At 37.0% G+C, this 16224-nt stretch carries 12 protein-coding genes and 1 other RNA gene; 5 read left to right on the top strand and 8 right to left on the bottom strand.

Translation table 11 applies throughout. From position 1 onward, the window contains the following. Nucleotides 1–159: 159 nt before the first annotated feature. An RNA gene (gene rnpB, locus ACFFHK_RS01350) (RNase P RNA component class A) lies at nucleotides 160–544 on the bottom strand. A 110-nt stretch (nucleotides 545–654) separates the two neighbouring features. On the opposite strand from rnpB, the gene ACFFHK_RS01355 reads away from it, so the two are divergent. After that, nucleotides 655–1590 (top strand): KpsF/GutQ family sugar isomerase, encoded by a 936-nt coding sequence (locus ACFFHK_RS01355; RefSeq protein ID WP_382368152.1) that lies wholly within the window; start codon nucleotides 655–657, stop codon nucleotides 1588–1590. Nucleotides 1591–1599: 9 nt separating this feature from the next. Further along, nucleotides 1600–2142, top strand: a complete 543-nt coding sequence (locus ACFFHK_RS01360; RefSeq protein ID WP_382368155.1) for a KdsC family phosphatase — start codon at nucleotides 1600–1602, stop codon at nucleotides 2140–2142. 100 nt (nucleotides 2143–2242) lie between these two features. On the opposite strand, the gene ACFFHK_RS01365 is transcribed toward ACFFHK_RS01360, so the two are convergent. The 3 genes from ACFFHK_RS01365 to ppc all read right to left on the bottom strand — a co-directional run bounded on the left by ACFFHK_RS01365 (nucleotide 2243) and on the right by ppc (nucleotide 5910). Continuing rightward, complete coding sequence (locus tag ACFFHK_RS01365) at nucleotides 2243–2566, bottom strand: HI1450 family dsDNA-mimic protein (RefSeq protein ID WP_382368158.1); 324 nt, start codon at nucleotides 2564–2566, stop codon at nucleotides 2243–2245. A gap of 20 nt (nucleotides 2567–2586) precedes the next feature. Continuing rightward, nucleotides 2587–3135, bottom strand: a complete 549-nt coding sequence (locus tag ACFFHK_RS01370) for a PadR family transcriptional regulator (RefSeq protein WP_382368161.1) — start codon at nucleotides 3133–3135, stop codon at nucleotides 2587–2589. 138 nt (nucleotides 3136–3273) lie between these two features. Continuing rightward, complete coding sequence (ppc, locus tag ACFFHK_RS01375) at nucleotides 3274–5910, bottom strand: phosphoenolpyruvate carboxylase (protein ID WP_382368164.1); 2637 nt, start codon at nucleotides 5908–5910, stop codon at nucleotides 3274–3276. A 246-nt stretch (nucleotides 5911–6156) separates the two neighbouring features. Here ppc and ACFFHK_RS01380 point away from each other — a divergent pair, with 246 nt between their 5' ends. Next, nucleotides 6157–6606 (top strand): YcgN family cysteine cluster protein, encoded by a 450-nt coding sequence (locus ACFFHK_RS01380; protein ID WP_382368167.1) that lies wholly within the window; start codon nucleotides 6157–6159, stop codon nucleotides 6604–6606. A 164-nt stretch (nucleotides 6607–6770) separates the two neighbouring features. Here the strand turns inward: ACFFHK_RS01380 and ACFFHK_RS01385 are convergent, their stop codons facing one another. The 4 genes from ACFFHK_RS01385 to ACFFHK_RS01400 all read right to left on the bottom strand — a co-directional run bounded on the left by ACFFHK_RS01385 (nucleotide 6771) and on the right by ACFFHK_RS01400 (nucleotide 12159). Then, nucleotides 6771–7961: an amino acid aminotransferase gene (locus ACFFHK_RS01385; RefSeq protein WP_382368170.1), complete on the bottom strand. Its 1191-nt coding sequence runs from the start codon at nucleotides 7959–7961 to the stop codon at nucleotides 6771–6773. 96 nt (nucleotides 7962–8057) lie between these two features. Beyond that, nucleotides 8058–9143 (bottom strand): 5-(carboxyamino)imidazole ribonucleotide synthase, encoded by a 1086-nt coding sequence (purK, locus tag ACFFHK_RS01390; RefSeq protein ID WP_382368173.1) that lies wholly within the window; start codon nucleotides 9141–9143, stop codon nucleotides 8058–8060. A 3-nt stretch (nucleotides 9144–9146) separates the two neighbouring features. Continuing rightward, a complete protein-coding gene (purE, locus tag ACFFHK_RS01395) occupies nucleotides 9147–9647 on the bottom strand; it encodes a 5-(carboxyamino)imidazole ribonucleotide mutase (protein ID WP_382368176.1) in 501 nt (166 codons plus the stop codon). Nucleotides 9648–9810: 163 nt separating this feature from the next. After that, on the bottom strand, nucleotides 9811–12159 hold the full coding sequence (locus ACFFHK_RS01400) for an autotransporter family protein (protein WP_382368179.1): 2349 nt from the start codon (nucleotides 12157–12159) through the stop codon (nucleotides 9811–9813). 279 nt (nucleotides 12160–12438) lie between these two features. Between ACFFHK_RS01400 and pepN the strand changes: the two genes are divergently transcribed. Further along, nucleotides 12439–15051 (top strand): aminopeptidase N, encoded by a 2613-nt coding sequence (gene pepN, locus ACFFHK_RS01405; RefSeq protein WP_382368182.1) that lies wholly within the window; start codon nucleotides 12439–12441, stop codon nucleotides 15049–15051. A gap of 87 nt (nucleotides 15052–15138) precedes the next feature. Further along, complete coding sequence (pyrD, locus tag ACFFHK_RS01410; protein WP_382368185.1) at nucleotides 15139–16152, top strand: quinone-dependent dihydroorotate dehydrogenase; 1014 nt, start codon at nucleotides 15139–15141, stop codon at nucleotides 16150–16152. Nucleotides 16153–16224 lie beyond the last annotated feature (72 nt).

Below are 16224 nucleotides of genomic sequence, written 5' to 3' on the forward strand. Positions count from 1 at the left end.
GTGAAAATGAGTATTTGTTTAACTCAAAACAACGAGGTGTTTTTAGATATTTTTACTATAAACAAAATGAACGTAAATTGGTAAAGAGGGGAATATTTTTGTGAGGTAGCTTCAATTTTTACTGTGCGATTGAGGAAAATCTGAACGGATAAATTAAGAAAAATGAGTTAGCCGATAAGCCGAGTTCTGTCGTGGACAATCATTCATCTAGGCATTTATTTACACAAATGCTCAAGCAACCTACCCGAATCCTGCACGGGCCACGCATTGGATTCCTATTTGGTCTTGCTACGGGTGGAGTTTACCGTGCCATGAATTGTTACCAATCATGCGGTGCGCTCTTACCGCACCCTTTCACCCTTACCTGATCTCTTACGAGCCATCGGCGGTTTGCTCTCTGTTGCACTGGTCGTAGGCTCACACCTCCCGGACGTTATCCGGCACCCTGCCCTGTGTAGCTCGGACTTTCCTCTCGTTTACTTGTCCCCTAGGTCGCTTACGCGGTTGAGGGCTTCAATAAACCAGCGATTGTCTAGCTAACTCGGCGCGCAGTATAACGGATTTTTTGGATAAAATCATCTCTATGATTAGCATTTCTATGTATTAATGATTAGAATACCAGCCGTTTGGGATAAATGTATAAGGAATCAGCGTATGGATTATCGACAAATTGCACAAGAAACGCTTAGTGTGGAACAACAGGCTTTAGCACGTTTACAACAGCAATTACCAGAAAATTTTGGCGATATTGTTGAAGCAATTTTGCAGTGTGAAGGGCGTTTAGTCATTGGTGGTATTGGGAAGTCGGGGATTGTGGGGAAAAAAATGGTCGCAACGTTTGCTTCGACGGGGACGCCAAGTTTCTTTTTGCACCCAACAGAAGCCTTTCATGGTGATTTGGGAATGCTTAAACCAATTGATATGGTATTGCTGATTTCTTATAGTGGTGAAACCGATGATGTCATCAAGTTGATCCCAAGTTTGAAAAATTTTGGCAATAAGATTATTGCAATGACAGGGAATTTAAATTCTACATTAGCGAAATATGCAGATTATGTGTTGGATATTAGTGTAGAGCGAGAAGTTTGTCCGAATAATCTTGCACCAACCACATCAGTATTAGTTACAATGGCGTTAGGTGATGCCTTAGCCGTATCCTTAATTAAAGCACGTCATTTCCAAGCAGAAGACTTTGCAAAATTCCACCCAGGTGGCAGTTTAGGGCGTCGTTTGTTATGTAAAGTACGTGATAAGATGCAGACGAAATTACCTGTGGCAACAGCGGAAACCGCATTTCTTGATTGTTTAACCGTAATGAACGAAGGTCGTATGGGCGTTGCTATTATTATGGATAAAGGACAATTACAAGGGATTATTACTGATGGGGATATTCGCCGAGCTATGAGCCGTTATGGTGAAGCGGTTTTACAAAAACAAGCACAAGATTTTATGACAACGCAACCAAAAACAATCAACCAAAATAGCTATTTGGGACAAGCGGAAGATTATATGCGTCAATACAAGATCCACTCATTGATTGTGGTAAATGATGAATCGCAAGTTGTTGGTTTATATGAATTTTCAAGCTAAGGATAAGAGATGAAAGAAAAATTAGCCAAGATTAAATTAGTTATTACCGATGTAGATGGCGTATTAACAGATGGTTCACTGTACTATGGTGAAAATGGTGAGGCATTCAAAGTATTTAATGCCCGTGATGGCTTGGGAACTAGAATGTTATTAGAAAGTGGCGTACAAGTTGCGGTACTTTCTGGGCGAGATTCATTGGTGTTGCGGAAACGAATTGAAGATTTAGGTATTTCCTTATTTTTATTAGGAAAATTGGAGAAAGAGAGTGCTTGTTTATCATTAATTGAACAAGCAGGTGTTACTGCTGAAGAAACATTATATATCGGTGATGATAGTGTCGATTTACCAGCTTTTGCGGTCTGTGGGGTAACAGCAACAGTTGCTGAAGCACAAGCCTATATCAAAGAAAAAGTTGATTTTGTTACCCAAGCACAAGGCGGTAAAGGGGCATTTCGTGAAATTGTCGATCTCATTCTTGCTGCACAAGGTAAAGCAGATATTTATACCTCAGCTCAAGGATTTTTGCATACGGCAAAGAAAATGGCACAATAAAATTATTTATAATTTTTGCCCTCTGCAACATTGTAATGTTTGTAGAGGGCAGTTTTTTAGCTACAAAGAATTTCGTGTTAGTGATAAAAAGAAAGTTGTATCACTCTTTCCATATAATATGATATTGACGGTCTTCTTCTTGATGTGAAATTAAGACTTTGGCAAAGACATCATTCATTTCATCTTGATCATTAATTAAGCCAATCCAAACTTCGGCAAACTCATCGGGATCGATTAATGTACCAATTTCATTTTCCCAATCTTCACTCGTTTCGACCATTTCAACCGCACCACGATCTTCAAATTGCAAATTAAATAGCATAATATCTGCTGGATCGAGATGTTCTGGTGCCATTTCAAGGAAAATATCGTAAGCCATATCAATGGCAGTATCTGGATCTAATTTTTTCTGCATAGTGCTCATAATATTGTGTTTTTCCTAATTTACTCTTGAACAATTTGTTGTAGCATGGGGAATAAATCTTCTTCTAACCACTGTAAACTTACTTGTTCGTGGCGGATACTTCGTTTTAATAATAAAATCATCAATTCATCGTAATAAGTTTTGATTTTAAGTTGATGTAATTCTAGCATTAATTGCTGCATTTTCTTAATAGCTTGTTGATGATCTTGTTCACGTTTCTTCACTGCTGCAAAGGCGAGTTTTGGCTTGCATTTTATGGCTGCTAAAATGCGAGAGATAAATTCATCACGTAAAATACCATGAGTGAGTGTACTTTCTAATAACCATTTTTCTAATTGTACAGCACCTGCATCAGTTAATTGATACTCTTTGCGATCAGGTTTTCCTTGTTGAAATTGCAAAGAAAAAGAGATTAATCCTTGTTTTTCTAACTGATTTAATTCTCGATAGACCTGTTGATGTGTAGCTTGCCAGATTAAGCCATAACTTTGTGAAAATTTTTTACTGATGTCATAGCCTGTAGCGGCTTGATGAGCCAAAATGGATAAAATTGTATGTGATAGTGCCATAATCTCAATAACGCAAAAAAGTGAGGCGTTATTTTACTGAATTTTATGTGGATTATGTAGAATTTTGCCGTCAAGAAAGTGATATTGTTGCTTATGTCTCCTACATCGTTGAAATAGTCATGTAGGAGACATAATAAATTAACCCGTATTACGCATTCCCGCTGCAATTCCTGTAATGGTAATCATCAAAGCTTGCTCTAATGCAGGATCTGTTTCACCATTACGTAAACGATGCAACAATTCTACTTGTAGCAGGTTTAAAGGATCGGTGTAAATATTACGTAGTTTGATTGATTCAGCAACCCAAGGTAAATCTGCCATGAGTTTATCTTTATGTGATAATGATAATAGGGTTTGAATATCTGTCGTTAACTGTTCTCGCAAAGATTGACCTAATGACCATAATTGTTCAGGCACTAAACGTTGATCATAATATTCTGCTAGCCATAAGTCAGTTTTGCTAAAAACCATTTCAATCATACCGATACGAGTTGAGAAGAACGGCCACGATTTACACATTTCTTCTACGGTACTGCGTTGACCTTGTGCAAACAGTTTACGTAATGAAGCACCAACACCCAACCAAGCGGGCAACATCAAACGGTTTTGCATCCATGCAAAAATCCAAGGAATTGCACGCAAACTTTTTACACCACCTTTTGGATTACGTTTTGCTGGGCGAGATCCTAATGGTAAACGAGATAGTTCCTGTTCTGGTGTAGCTGCACGGAAATAAGGTACAAAATCTTCATTTCCGCGCACTACTTGACGATAAATCTCACAAGAGATTGTAGATAGTTTATCCATAATTTCACGCCAAGTTTGCTTTGGTTCTGGTGGTGGTAGGAGATTGGCTTCAAGAATTGCACTGGCATAGAGATCTAAGCTTTGTACCGCCACTTCAGGTAAGCCAAGTTTAAAACGAATCATTTCGCCTTGTTCAGTAACTCGTAAACCATTTTTTAATGATTTTGGTGGCTGAGAGAGTAAGGCTGCGTGTGCGGGTGCACCACCACGTCCAATCGTTCCACCACGTCCATGGAATAATGTAAGATTAATGTTACGTTGCTCACAAAGCTTAACTAAGGCTTCTTGTGCACGATATTGTGCCCATGATGCTGCCAACATTCCTGCATCTTTAGCCGAATCTGAGTAACCAATCATAATCATTTGTTGATTATTAATGATGCCACGATACCAATCTATATTGAAAAGTTGTTGCATCACACGTTCTGCATTATCAAGGTCATCTAACGTTTCAAAGAGGGGAACAACGGGTAACGTATAGTTAATACCAGCCTCTTTTAATAAGAGATGAACCGCTAATACGTCAGATGCGGTGCGTGCCATAGAGATGATATAACAAGAAATAATCCCTTTAGGTTGTTGTGCAATAACTTTACAGGTTTCAATTATCTCTTTAGTGTCTTCTGATGGTTGCCAATCTTGAGGAACTAATGGGCGACGAGAACTTAATTCACGGATTAAAAAAGCTTGTTTATCTTCCTCACTCCATTGAGCATAATCTCCAACACCAATATAGCGTGTAATTTCGGCAATCGCTTGTTGGTGGCGGGTACTTTCTTGACGAATATCTAAACGTGATAAAGTTACCCCAAAACAACGAATGCGTCGTAAACAATCTAATAATAATCCATTGGCAATAATCCGCATACCACAAGCTGATAAAGACTGATAACAGTCAAAAAGTGGCTGCCATAATTGATCGTCATGCGTAATAATTTCACTTTCTGCGATAATTGGTGTCCGATCAGCTAATTTGTCATCAAAATAATTTAAAGTATTATTTAATTTAGTGCGGAGTCTTTTTACAACTATGCGATAAGGCTCGGCATGATCGCCATATTTTGCTTTAAACTCAGCAGAACATTCGATCATTGAGAGTTCATCAGACAGTTGTTGAATATCGCTTAAAAAGAGTTCTGCAGCTTTCCAACGAGCTAAATATAATACTTGTTGGGTTATTTTGGCGGTAACAAATGGATTTCCATCACGATCTCCTCCCATCCACGAAGAGAATCGTACAGGTGCTAAATCAACAGGAAGTTGGAATTGGCAATGCTCCTCAAGATCATCATTTAATTGACGTAAAAATTGAGGTACAGCTGACCATAAGCTATTTTCGATAACAGCAAATCCCCATTTTGCTTCTTCAAATGGAGTAGGACGTTGAGTACGAATTTCATTGGTATGCCATGCCTGAGCAATTAATTGTAATAGACGGCGTTGAATTTGTTGGCGCTCTTTTTCAGTTAAGTCTGCATTTTCTAATTTTTCTAAGTTATTATTAATTTCAACATATTTATGTACTAGAGAACGGCGTGTTACTTCCGTTGGGTGTGCGGTTAATACTAATTCAATTAATAATTGTTGTACTGTATCAATAATTTGTTGTTTAGAAATAGTTGGATCCGCTTTCAAACGAGTTAATAATGCAGTAATAGAGCGTTCTGACATCACTTCATCAGTATGATGGCGAGAGATCGTTTGATACTGTTCTGCAATATTGGTGAGATTCAAAAATTGGCTGAAAGCGCGAGCAACAGGGATAATATTTTCTGGTGAGATAGTTTGTAAAGTATTTAATAATTGTTGGCGAGCTTGATCATCACCTGCACGAGAACTTTTAGATAAAATACGAATATTTTCAATAAGTTGTAGAATATCATTTCCTTGTGCATCACTAATCGTTTCTCCAAGGAGATGCCCAAGCATATTAATATTGTTGCGCATTGCAGAATATTGTTCGATCATACCTTTTCCTTATAATCACTTCCAAGTGAGATTAGATATAGCAAAAAACGTATATCTGCGTCAAATGGCAAATAATTTATTTAATGAAAAAATTCATCTTTTAGATAAAAACTAAAAAAATTAATAAAAAATTAGAGAAAATATTATTTTTTAAGTTAAAAATTGGTTAAATTTTTTTTAAAGTTAAATGTTGTTTGTTATCAGATTAAAAATTAATAATAAGCATAATATTTTAGAGGGTATTCAATGGAAAATAAGGTGTTTACTACACAATTTTGGCAAGAAAAAAGCCTACAAGAAATGAGTGAAACTGAATGGGAAGCATTATGTGATGGCTGTGGAAAATGTTGCTATCGTAAGTTTATTGAAGGACGAGGAAAACGAGAACGTTTATATTTCACTCGTATTGCCTGTGATTTATTAGAGTTGGAAACAGGGCGGTGTAGTAACTATCCACAACGGTTTAAATTAATGCCTGATTGCACTAAATTGACGAAGAAAAATTTACCTCAATTTTCTTGGCTACCCAAAACTTGTGCTTATCGCTTGTTATCTGAGGGTAAACCGCTACCAGAGTGGCACCCATTATTGATTGGTGATCAAAGTGCGATGAAGAAAGCCAATGTGTTTATTCGTGATAGTGTTCATGAAGAAGATGTCATTGATTGGTTTGAGTTTGTGGTAGAGGAGTTTTAGTTAATATAATGAAGCTGTTTTGGGCGGTTGATACGTATTACCGACGCTGAAAATAATAGTAGTTGATAGGAAATGAAAAATGTCGGATAACGTTGTATCCGACATTGAAATAGATAATTTATTTTAACCACTGGCTACAAAATCCAGTAAATATTTATTATGAATTACAGTACTTTTACAATACTTTCACAGAGATAATCAATATTTTGTTCTGTAATTCCTGCAACATTGATACGACCTGAACGCACGGCATAAATCGCAAATTCTTCTTTTAAGCGATCGACTTGTTCTGGGCTTAAACCACTGAATGAGAACATACCATTTTGTTGAATGATGAAATCAAAATCTTGTTTTGCACCATATTTTGCCAACAATTCAACAAATTTTTGTCGCATTGTTTTGATTCTTGCACGCATTTCATCTAATTCTGCCACCCATTGTGCTTTTAGTTCAGGATCAGCTAATACTGTTGCAACAGCACTTGCACCGTGTGATGCAGGGTTAGAGTAAAGCGTACGAATAATGGTTTTTACTTGGCTAAATGCACGAGTTGCAATTTCTTCATCAGCAGCGACTAACGTGAATGCCCCAACACGTTCATTATATAAGCCAAAGTTTTTTGAGTATGAACTTGCAATTAATAATTCTTGATGATTTGCCGCAAAAGTGCGTAATCCAACCGCATCTTCTTCTAAGCCGTTAGCAAATCCTTGGTAAGCAAAGTCAAATAATGGTAACCAGCCTTTTTCTGCGGACATTTTTGCTAGGGTTGCCCATTGTTCTGGGGTTGGGTCAATCCCAGTTGGGTTATGGCAGCAGCCGTGGAATAACACTACATCACCTGCTTGTGCGTTGGCTAAATCTGCTAACATACCTTCCCAGTCTAAACCATGAGTTGCTTTATTGTAATAACGATAATCACAAATATTCATACCCACAGCTTTAAAAATAGCATTGTGATTAGGCCAAGTAGGTGCGCTGATCCACACGTTTTTAGCAGAAGTTTGACGTTTGATGAATTCAGCTGCGATGCGTAATGCCCCTGTTCCCCCAAGGCTTTGTGCCGTTTTTGCTCGTTTATTTTTGATAATGTCGTGGTCTGCACCAAAAAGTAAGGCTTGAGTTTGACTGTTAAATTCAGCAATACCATCAATGCCAAGATAGTTTTTTGTATTTTCATTAGCAAGGAGGTATTTTTCTGCTTCTTTAACGGCTTTGATAATTGGAGTTTGCCCATTAGCATCTTTATAGACCCCAATACCTAAATTAACTTTATTTGTACGAGTTTCAGCTTTAAATGCTTCACCTAAACCAAGAATAGGATCGGCGGGTGCGGCTTCAATATGTTTAAACATTGAACATTCCTCTAAGTTTATTGTGTTTGAAATAGGTTGTTATTTATATCGTCAAAATAAAGCGTTTGACAAGTGATTTCTTGAATAATCATCACTTTATTTTGTTAAACATTGCTTTGCCCAAGCTAAACCAGATTGATAATCTTCGGGTAATAACGGCGCAAGTTGAGTCAAGGTATCAATTAATACGTCAGGGTGTTGATGCGCAATATTGATATGCCCTAATTTCCTACCTGAACGAACCTCTTTACCATACCAATGCAGTTGAGAATAAGGCAATGCTAGCCAATCAGCCTGATGTGCTGTGCCAATGAGATTTACCATAACGCTTGGCATTCTTGCTTGTAGTGGCGGTGTCGGCAAATTTAATAATGCACGTAAATGCAGTTCAAATTGGCTGATATTGGCGCCGTATTGCGTCCAATGCCCACTGTTATGCACACGAGGCGCAAGTTCATTAATTAATAGCTGTCCATCAACTACGAAACATTCCATTGCCATGACGCCAATATAATCGAGATGCTGCATAATTTTGCCTAACATTTGTTCGGCTTTGGTTTGTAGTTGATGGCGATCTGTATTTGCAATAACACTATAACGTAAGATACCTTGCTGCTGTAAATTTTGCGTAATAGGGTAGAAATAAGTGCTGCCATCAGCAAATCTAGCGCCAACTAATGAAACTTCACTATCAAAAGGGATAAAAGCTTCGGCAATGGTTTCATTAAACAGATCATCTGTAATGACATCGGTGTTATGTTGATCAACAATCCATTGCCCACGCCCATCATAACCGCCTGTGCGGCGTTTAACGACCACTTTTTCCGCAACATTTTGCCAGACGTGTTGCCACACGGTGTCTTTTGTGAGATGTACCCAAGGCGAAGTGGCTAAGTTGAGTTGATCTAACAGCTGTTTTTGCGTTAAACGGTCAGCTAAACGAGCAAAAATCTTACGATTAATAAAATTTGGGTGTGAAGCGAGTAAATTTGTTAATTCAGTGGTTGGCCAACGTTCGATTTCAGCGGTAATCACGGCATTTTCATCTAATCTAAAAGGGGATTGAGCAAATGCAAGTGGGACCACGTGAATATCTAATGGTGCGCCAGCGTAACGTAACATACGCCCTAACTGACCATTACCTAAGACATAAATTGTTGGATAAAGAGAACTTTTTTGCATAATTTATTGATTAATCAATCGTGGATCGGGGTTATTTAAGACATCTTCAGTTTGCTGCTGACGGAATTCACGCAAACGATTACTTAATTGCGTATTAAAAACAGCAAGAATCTGCGCTGCAAGTAAACCTGCATTAGCTGCACCAGCTGAACCAATCGCAAGTGTGCCCACAGGAATTCCTTTTGGCATTTGGACAATCGAATATAAACTATCCACACCGTTTAAGATCGAACTTTTTACAGGGACACCTAACACAGGGACTAATGTCTTCGCAGCAAGCATACCAGGGAGATGTGCAGCACCACCTGCACCTGCAATAATCACTTTATAACCATTTTGTTGAGCATTTTCTGCAAATTGAAATAATTTATCTGGTGTGCGGTGAGCGGACACGATTTCAACGTGGTAGGGAATCTGTAATTGATCAAGAATAGTCGCCGCTTCTTGCATGGTACTCCAATCACTTTTTGAACCCATAACAATCGCGATTTCAGGTTGTGCCATAATAATATCCTTTTAATGAATTGAGGGCATAAGAATAGCATTTCTAATTGATAAGTAAAATATTATAAAAAAATAAGCAGTCATTTTAATAATGACTGCTGAGAACATTATATTTTTCAATGAATTAATCATCATAAAGCAGTACTATCGATCCTATTCTCCATTAGAATGCCATATTCAATGATAAACTCGGGGTATGTTGAGTATAACCTGAACTGGTTACTAGCTGATAATCAAGGGATAGTTTCGTCATTGGGGTGAGATGATAATTTAAATTAACCCCTACTGAACCTGACAAACGGTTTTTTCTTGGACCTTTAATCGTAAAGTCTAAATCTGTTGCCCCCTCAAATGCAGCAGTTGTACTAGATTGTTTATCCATTAATTGATAATTTGCTGCGATTTTTACATTTGCAGATAATTGTGGTTCAAGCTGTACATTGGAGTTAAAGCCAATGGAGTTTACTAATGATTGATAATGATTTTTCTTGATATGAATATTTAATTCTTTTGCCCCTTTTTCCTTATAAGAATCAGTTTGAATAAATTGATAATTTAATTGTATAAATGGCGTGATTTTAAATTTTTCTGTATCGATAAAAGTAAAGTCGCTGCCTACGCCACCATAAACAAAATAACTTTCATAGTTACTTGTTGCTTTTCTATTAACAAATTTGATAGCTCTACTGCTATCGATGTTGCTATACCCCATACCCGCTTTTAGATTGACTGCCAGTTGTGGGGTAATAGCACTATTTAGATAAGTGCCTAATTGGAGTGTTTTTGCTTTTAGGGAATGTTTTGCAACTGTTTGATAACTATGAATATTGGTGGTGGTATATGTCATCAATAATCCAACTTCCTTAGCTGAATGACAAGCTTCAACTCCTAGCGCAAGACCATAATTATTTCCTTTATAACCGCTCACACCTAGATGACTGTTCTGGCGCATGTGATTATTGAAAGTTTTTACCCAAACATTTTTATTTACATCACATTTTTGTAGAGTAGGGAACTGGGTAATTGTTTGTATATTATCAGATAGGATTTGTGCGCTAGTGGCAGATAGCATTGGTAATGATTCGATAAGGGCGTTTTTAGCTTGTTGTTCAGAAGCTATTGTGTAAAATTGCCCCGCTAAATCGCCATCAGGTTTTCTGTTAAAGATTTTATCCAGTACAGCAGCAGCCCCTACTGTTTTATTTAAGTTATATTTTTGTGCAATAGTAGCCATTTTTGCTGCTTTATCTTGTTCATAGGCAATAAAGGCTAAGCTATCACTATCTTGAACAGGAACAAAAGTAAAAAAGATACTGTTATCTTCATAGCGTCTAAATTTTCCATTGATAGAGCCATTTTCAGAATTGAGAAAGTGGGTATTATTTTTGATAAATTGATTTAAATCATCTGGCGTTGCATTCGTTACATCAAAAAATAAAACTGCATTTTCATCAATATTGACATCATTTTTTACAAGGATTTTACCTATACCAGAGTTATTCACCGATAAGGAAACTCTTCCGCCATCATTAACATTTAACGCACCTAATTTTATGTCGTTATTTCCCACTGCAAGCGTTGCATTATTTTCCACAGTAACATTACTATTTGGTAAAGAGCCTTTTGCTGATAGTGATAGTGTACCTTGATGAACAATGGTGTTACCTTCATATGTACTTGCTGAGTTAAGATTTAATGTACCTAAACCTGCTTTAGTGAAAGAAGAATTAGGAGTTCCCCCTCCTGTAATAACTGCATTTTCTGGAACAGTAACACTTTTTCCCTCAGCAACATTGATGGTTGAATTACCATTTACTTGTATATTATCGCCATGATTAAAACCTTTAAATAAGGTGATATTTTGATTGGCATTAATTGTTCCGTCATTGAGTGCGAAATTGACGCTGCCTTGACCAGATTTACCCAATTCTGCTCCAGTACTATTTAAATTAAGGATCCCATTTTTACCTATATTGACTGTACTTGTTTGCCCATTGGCAATATTGAAAAAAAATCCTTCATTTGCTTGTACTTCACTATCACTAATATCTAATGTTGAGCCGCCAAAAAAAGTTGCTCGCCAGAGGTTAGCGCTACTGCCATTTCTTAAAATTAATGAGCCTGATTTTGAACCACCAACAACTAACCAACTATTTGACTGCGGAGAGCCTAATGAAGAATGATCTAAGATTACTGTACCAGTTCCATTGCCTTGCTGACCGATGCGTAATGTTTCAATGCCCACGATACTGGAGTTCGTTAAAGTAAGTGTGCCAGTGTGCTTATTACTGCCAATGTAGATAGTATTCATTGTTGGTTGCTTATAGTAAGCTTTGAAATCTTCGAAGGTCGCATCAGTCATCGTGATAGTATTATTTTTCCACCAGTCTAAATAACGACCATTACCAGCCGGTGTCGAACTTCCTTTAATATCAGTAACAGTGCCTGCATGAGCAAGATTGAGCATAAAAGAGAAAATGGTGAGTGTGATTGCATTTATTTTATTATTCATAATATATCCTTATAAAAAACAGACAGTTTTAATTCTAACTTACATAAAAATACCTCTCAATGAGTAACAATTATTTTTTTTAATTAATTAAATAGTTAATTTTTATGTAAATTTCAGCAGTGAATGGAAAAAGAAATTGTTAGCAAAATTTACTGTTATAAGAGAGTGAATCGTATTTAAAATAATTTTGCCGAGTGAGAAGAGGAAAGTTGATTGCAACTTAATGTAGAAAACTTTATCCTAGCACTCATTTTTTGTGTTTTATGGACGGACAAATTTATGTTACCAAAAGCTAAATATAGAAAAGATTATAAGCAGCCTGATTTTACGATTAGTGATATTTTTCTTGAATTTTTCCTAGAAGCGAAACAAACAAAAGTTATTGCAAAAACGTTGGTACATAAACTTAATCCTGAAGCAACAACACTACGTCTTGATGGGCATAGCTTCCAATTTGTCTCTATTAAACTTAATGATGTGGCTTTTACACAGTATCAACAAGATAATGAGAGTCTAACGTTGGAGTTAACCGAGCTCAATATGGACAAATTTGAACTTGAGATCGTTACCCTGTTATCGCCAGCTAATAATACCTCATTGCAAGGGTTATACCAGTCTGGCGAAGCGCTTTGTACACAGTGTGAAGCAGAAGGTTTCCGTCAAATTACTTATATGTTGGATCGCCCAGATGTATTAGCACGTTATACCACTCGTATTATTGCAGATAAAAATCGTTATCCATTTTTGCTTTCTAATGGGAATCGTATTCGTCAAGGTGAATTAGATAATGGCTATCACTGGGTTGAGTGGCAAGATCCATTTCCAAAACCAAGCTACCTTTTTGCGTTAGTCGCAGGCGATTTTGATGTTTTACGAGATACTTTTATTACTAAAAGTGGGCGTGAAGTTGCGTTAGAACTTTATGTGGATAAAGGTAATCTTAATCGTGCTGATTGGGCAATGGCAAGTTTGAAGAAATCAATGAAATGGGACGAAGAACGCTTTGATCTTGAATATGATTTAGATATTTACATGATTGTGGCGGTAGATTTCTTCAATATGGGGGCGATGGAAAATAAAGGGTTGAATATTTTCAATTCTAAATTTGTGTTAGCTAATCCACAAACTGCAACAGATAACGATTATCTTGATATAGAACGTGTAATTGCACATGAATACTTCCATAACTGGACAGGAAACCGTGTAACTTGCCGTGATTGGTTCCAACTTAGCTTGAAAGAAGGGCTAACCGTTTTTCGTGATCAAGAATTTTCTTCTGATACGGGTTCACGCACGGTTAATCGGATCAATAATGTAAAACTCTTGCGTACAGTACAATTTGCTGAAGATGCTAGTCCAATGGCTCATGCAATCCGCCCAGAAAAAGTCATTGAAATGAATAATTTCTATACGGTTACTGTTTATGAGAAAGGGGCAGAAGTGATTCGTATGATTCATTCCTTATTGGGTGAAGAAAAGTTCCAAGCAGGAATGAAGCTTTATATTGCTGAAAATGATGGTACGGCTGCAACTTGTGAAGATTTTGTATCTGCAATGGAACGAGCTTCGGGGATCGATTTAACCCAATTCCGCCGTTGGTATAGTCAATCAGGTACACCAGAATTAACAATTACTGATGAGTATGATACTAATACGTTAACTTATCGTTTAAAGGTTGCGCAAATAACACCGCCGACTCAAGATCAAATGGACAAGGTTAATTTGCATATTCCGTTACGTGTTGCGTTGTATGATGTAGATGGCGCAAAGCAAGAATTACAATTAAATGGTGAAAGATTCGCAAGTGATGTATTAAATGTAACACAATATGAGCAAACTTTTGAATTTTCACCTATTTATAAGCGACCAGTACCAGCGTTGCTTTGTGAGTTTTCTGCACCAGTTAAATTAGATTTTCCATATAATAATGAACAATTAATTACCTTAATGAAGTTTGCCGAAAATGGCTTTGTGCGCTGGGATTCGGTACAAATGTTATTAGCAAATGAGTTGCGACAAAATTTACAATATCATCAACAACAGCAAGAATTACAATTATCTTCGGCGTTTTTAGCTGCACTACAAAACCTATTAGAAAATTATCAGCAAGATATTGAGTTGACAACATTGATTTTAACCTTGCCGAAAGAAACTGAATTTGCAGAACTATTTAAAACGATTGATCCTGTAGGTATTCGTGTTGTGCGTAATTTTATGCAGAAAACTATCGCAAATCATTTAAAAGATCATTTTTTACGCCTATATAACCATACACGGACAGAAAATTATCAACTTGATCGTGAAAGCATTGCCTTGCGTAGTTTTAACAATATGTGTTTAAGCTATTTAGCTTTTACTGATTTAGGGAATATTTTAGTCGCAAAACATTATAATCACGCTAATAATATGACGGATACCTTGGCAGCATTGAGTTTAGCAGCTCAAGCACAACTTGCTTGTCGTGATGGGCTATTAGCTGATTTTGAACAAAAATGGCAAGATGATGGTTTAGTGATGGATAAATGGTTTGCCATTCAGGCAACTCGCCCAGATGAGAATGTGCTAGGGTTGGTTAATCAGTTAATGGAACACCCAAGTTTTAATTTCAATAATCCAAACCGTTTGCGTGCATTAGTGGGCAGTTTCTGTGGGCAAAACCTACCTGCATTCCATATGATTGATGGCTCAGGATATCGTTTCTTAGTGGATATTTTAATTCGCTTGAATAGTTCTAATCCACAAATTGCAGCGCGTTTAATTGAACCATTAATTCGTTTTGCACGTTATGATAGCCAGCGTCAAACTTTAATGAAGCGAGGATTGGAACGATTAAGAGATGTGGAAAATCTTTCTCGAGATTTGTTTGAGAAGATTGAAAAAGCATTGCAATAATGAGGAGAAGAGATACCAATTTGGTATCTCTTTGTTTTGTTGGCATTAATAAAATTACAGTTAACTATCCAGAGAGGTAAAACGAGTATGTATGCTTTAATTCGCAAAGCACTATTTTCACTAGAAGCCGAAACGGCACATGAATTAACCATTAATCTATTAGGCAAAATAGGAAGAAGTCCAGCGAAATGCCTGCTGGAAAAATATTTGCAAACAACAGGTACGTCAAAAAAATGTATGGGGATTACGTTTAAAAACCCGATAGGATTAGCGGCGGGGGCCGATAAAAATGCCGAAGCAATAGATGGTTTCGGTGCATTAGGTTTTGGTTTTATTGAAGTTGGTACCGTAACACCTCTCCCACAACTAGGTAACCCTAAACCTCGCCAATTTCGCTTAATTTCTGCGGAAGGCATTATTAATCGCAATGGCTTTAATAATGAGGGTGTAGATAAAGTTATTGAAAATATTAAGAAATCTCGCTATGACGGTACATTAGGGATTAATATTGGCAAAAATACCTTTACACCAGTGGAAAAAGGCAAAGAGGATTATTTGCTTTGTTTAGAAAAAGTTTATCCTTATGCCGACTATATTACCGTAAATATTTCCTCCCCAAATTCTCCAGGATTACGCCAGTTACAGTATGGTGAGCTGTTAGAAGATCTATTATCAGGCATCAAAGCAAAACAGCAACATCTAGCAGAGCAACAACAAAAATATGTACCGATTGCGTTGAAAATAGCACCTGATCTCACAGAAGCGGAACTAGTGGCAATAGCAGATAGTTTAAAACGTTATCAATTTGATGGCGTAATTGCCACCAATACGACATTATCTCGTGATAATGTCAGTGGCTTACCGAATGCCGAACAACAAGGTGGGTTAAGTGGTAAGCCATTACAACAACGCAGTACGAAAATTATTGCACGCTTATATCAAGAGCTAAAAGGGGATATTCCAATTATTGGTAGTGGTGGAATTGATAGTGTAGCAGATGCACAACAAAAAATAGCTGCTGGTGCAGAGTTATTGCAACTCTATTCAGGTTTAATTTATCACGGACCACGTCTGATAACAGAATTAGTGAAAGCTATTTAAGAGTCCATAAAATAAAAGTTTTCAGTAAGCTCTAATAAAATACAAAAAGGAGGCAATAAAATCACCTCCTTT

Origin of the sequence: Gallibacterium trehalosifermentans, from assembly GCF_042433055.1 — a bacterium.
GTDB classification, from domain to species: Bacteria; Pseudomonadota; Gammaproteobacteria; order Enterobacterales; family Pasteurellaceae; genus Gallibacterium; species Gallibacterium trehalosifermentans.

Excerpts from the sequence above, each read along its gene's own strand:
- ACFFHK_RS01355 (WP_382368152.1), top strand. The coding sequence starts at position 655 with ATGGATTATCGACAAATTGCACAAGAAACGCTTAGTGTGGAACAACAG.
- ACFFHK_RS01385 (WP_382368170.1), bottom strand. The coding sequence starts at position 7,961 with ATGTTTAAACATATTGAAGCCGCACCCGCCGATCCTATTCTTGGTTTA.
- ppc (WP_382368164.1), bottom strand. The coding sequence starts at position 5,910 with ATGATCGAACAATATTCTGCAATGCGCAACAATATTAATATGCTTGGG.
- ACFFHK_RS01400 (WP_382368179.1), bottom strand. The coding sequence starts at position 12,159 with ATGAATAATAAAATAAATGCAATCACACTCACCATTTTCTCTTTTATG.
- pepN (WP_382368182.1), top strand. The coding sequence starts at position 12,439 with ATGTTACCAAAAGCTAAATATAGAAAAGATTATAAGCAGCCTGATTTT.
- purK (WP_382368173.1), bottom strand. The coding sequence starts at position 9,143 with ATGCAAAAAAGTTCTCTTTATCCAACAATTTATGTCTTAGGTAATGGT.
- ACFFHK_RS01380 (WP_382368167.1), top strand. The coding sequence starts at position 6,157 with ATGGAAAATAAGGTGTTTACTACACAATTTTGGCAAGAAAAAAGCCTA.
- ACFFHK_RS01370 (WP_382368161.1), bottom strand. The coding sequence starts at position 3,135 with ATGGCACTATCACATACAATTTTATCCATTTTGGCTCATCAAGCCGCT.
- ACFFHK_RS01365 (WP_382368158.1), bottom strand. The coding sequence starts at position 2,566 with ATGAGCACTATGCAGAAAAAATTAGATCCAGATACTGCCATTGATATG.
- purE (WP_382368176.1), bottom strand. The coding sequence starts at position 9,647 with ATGGCACAACCTGAAATCGCGATTGTTATGGGTTCAAAAAGTGATTGG.
- pyrD (WP_382368185.1), top strand. The coding sequence starts at position 15,139 with ATGTATGCTTTAATTCGCAAAGCACTATTTTCACTAGAAGCCGAAACG.
- ACFFHK_RS01360 (WP_382368155.1), top strand. The coding sequence starts at position 1,600 with ATGAAAGAAAAATTAGCCAAGATTAAATTAGTTATTACCGATGTAGAT.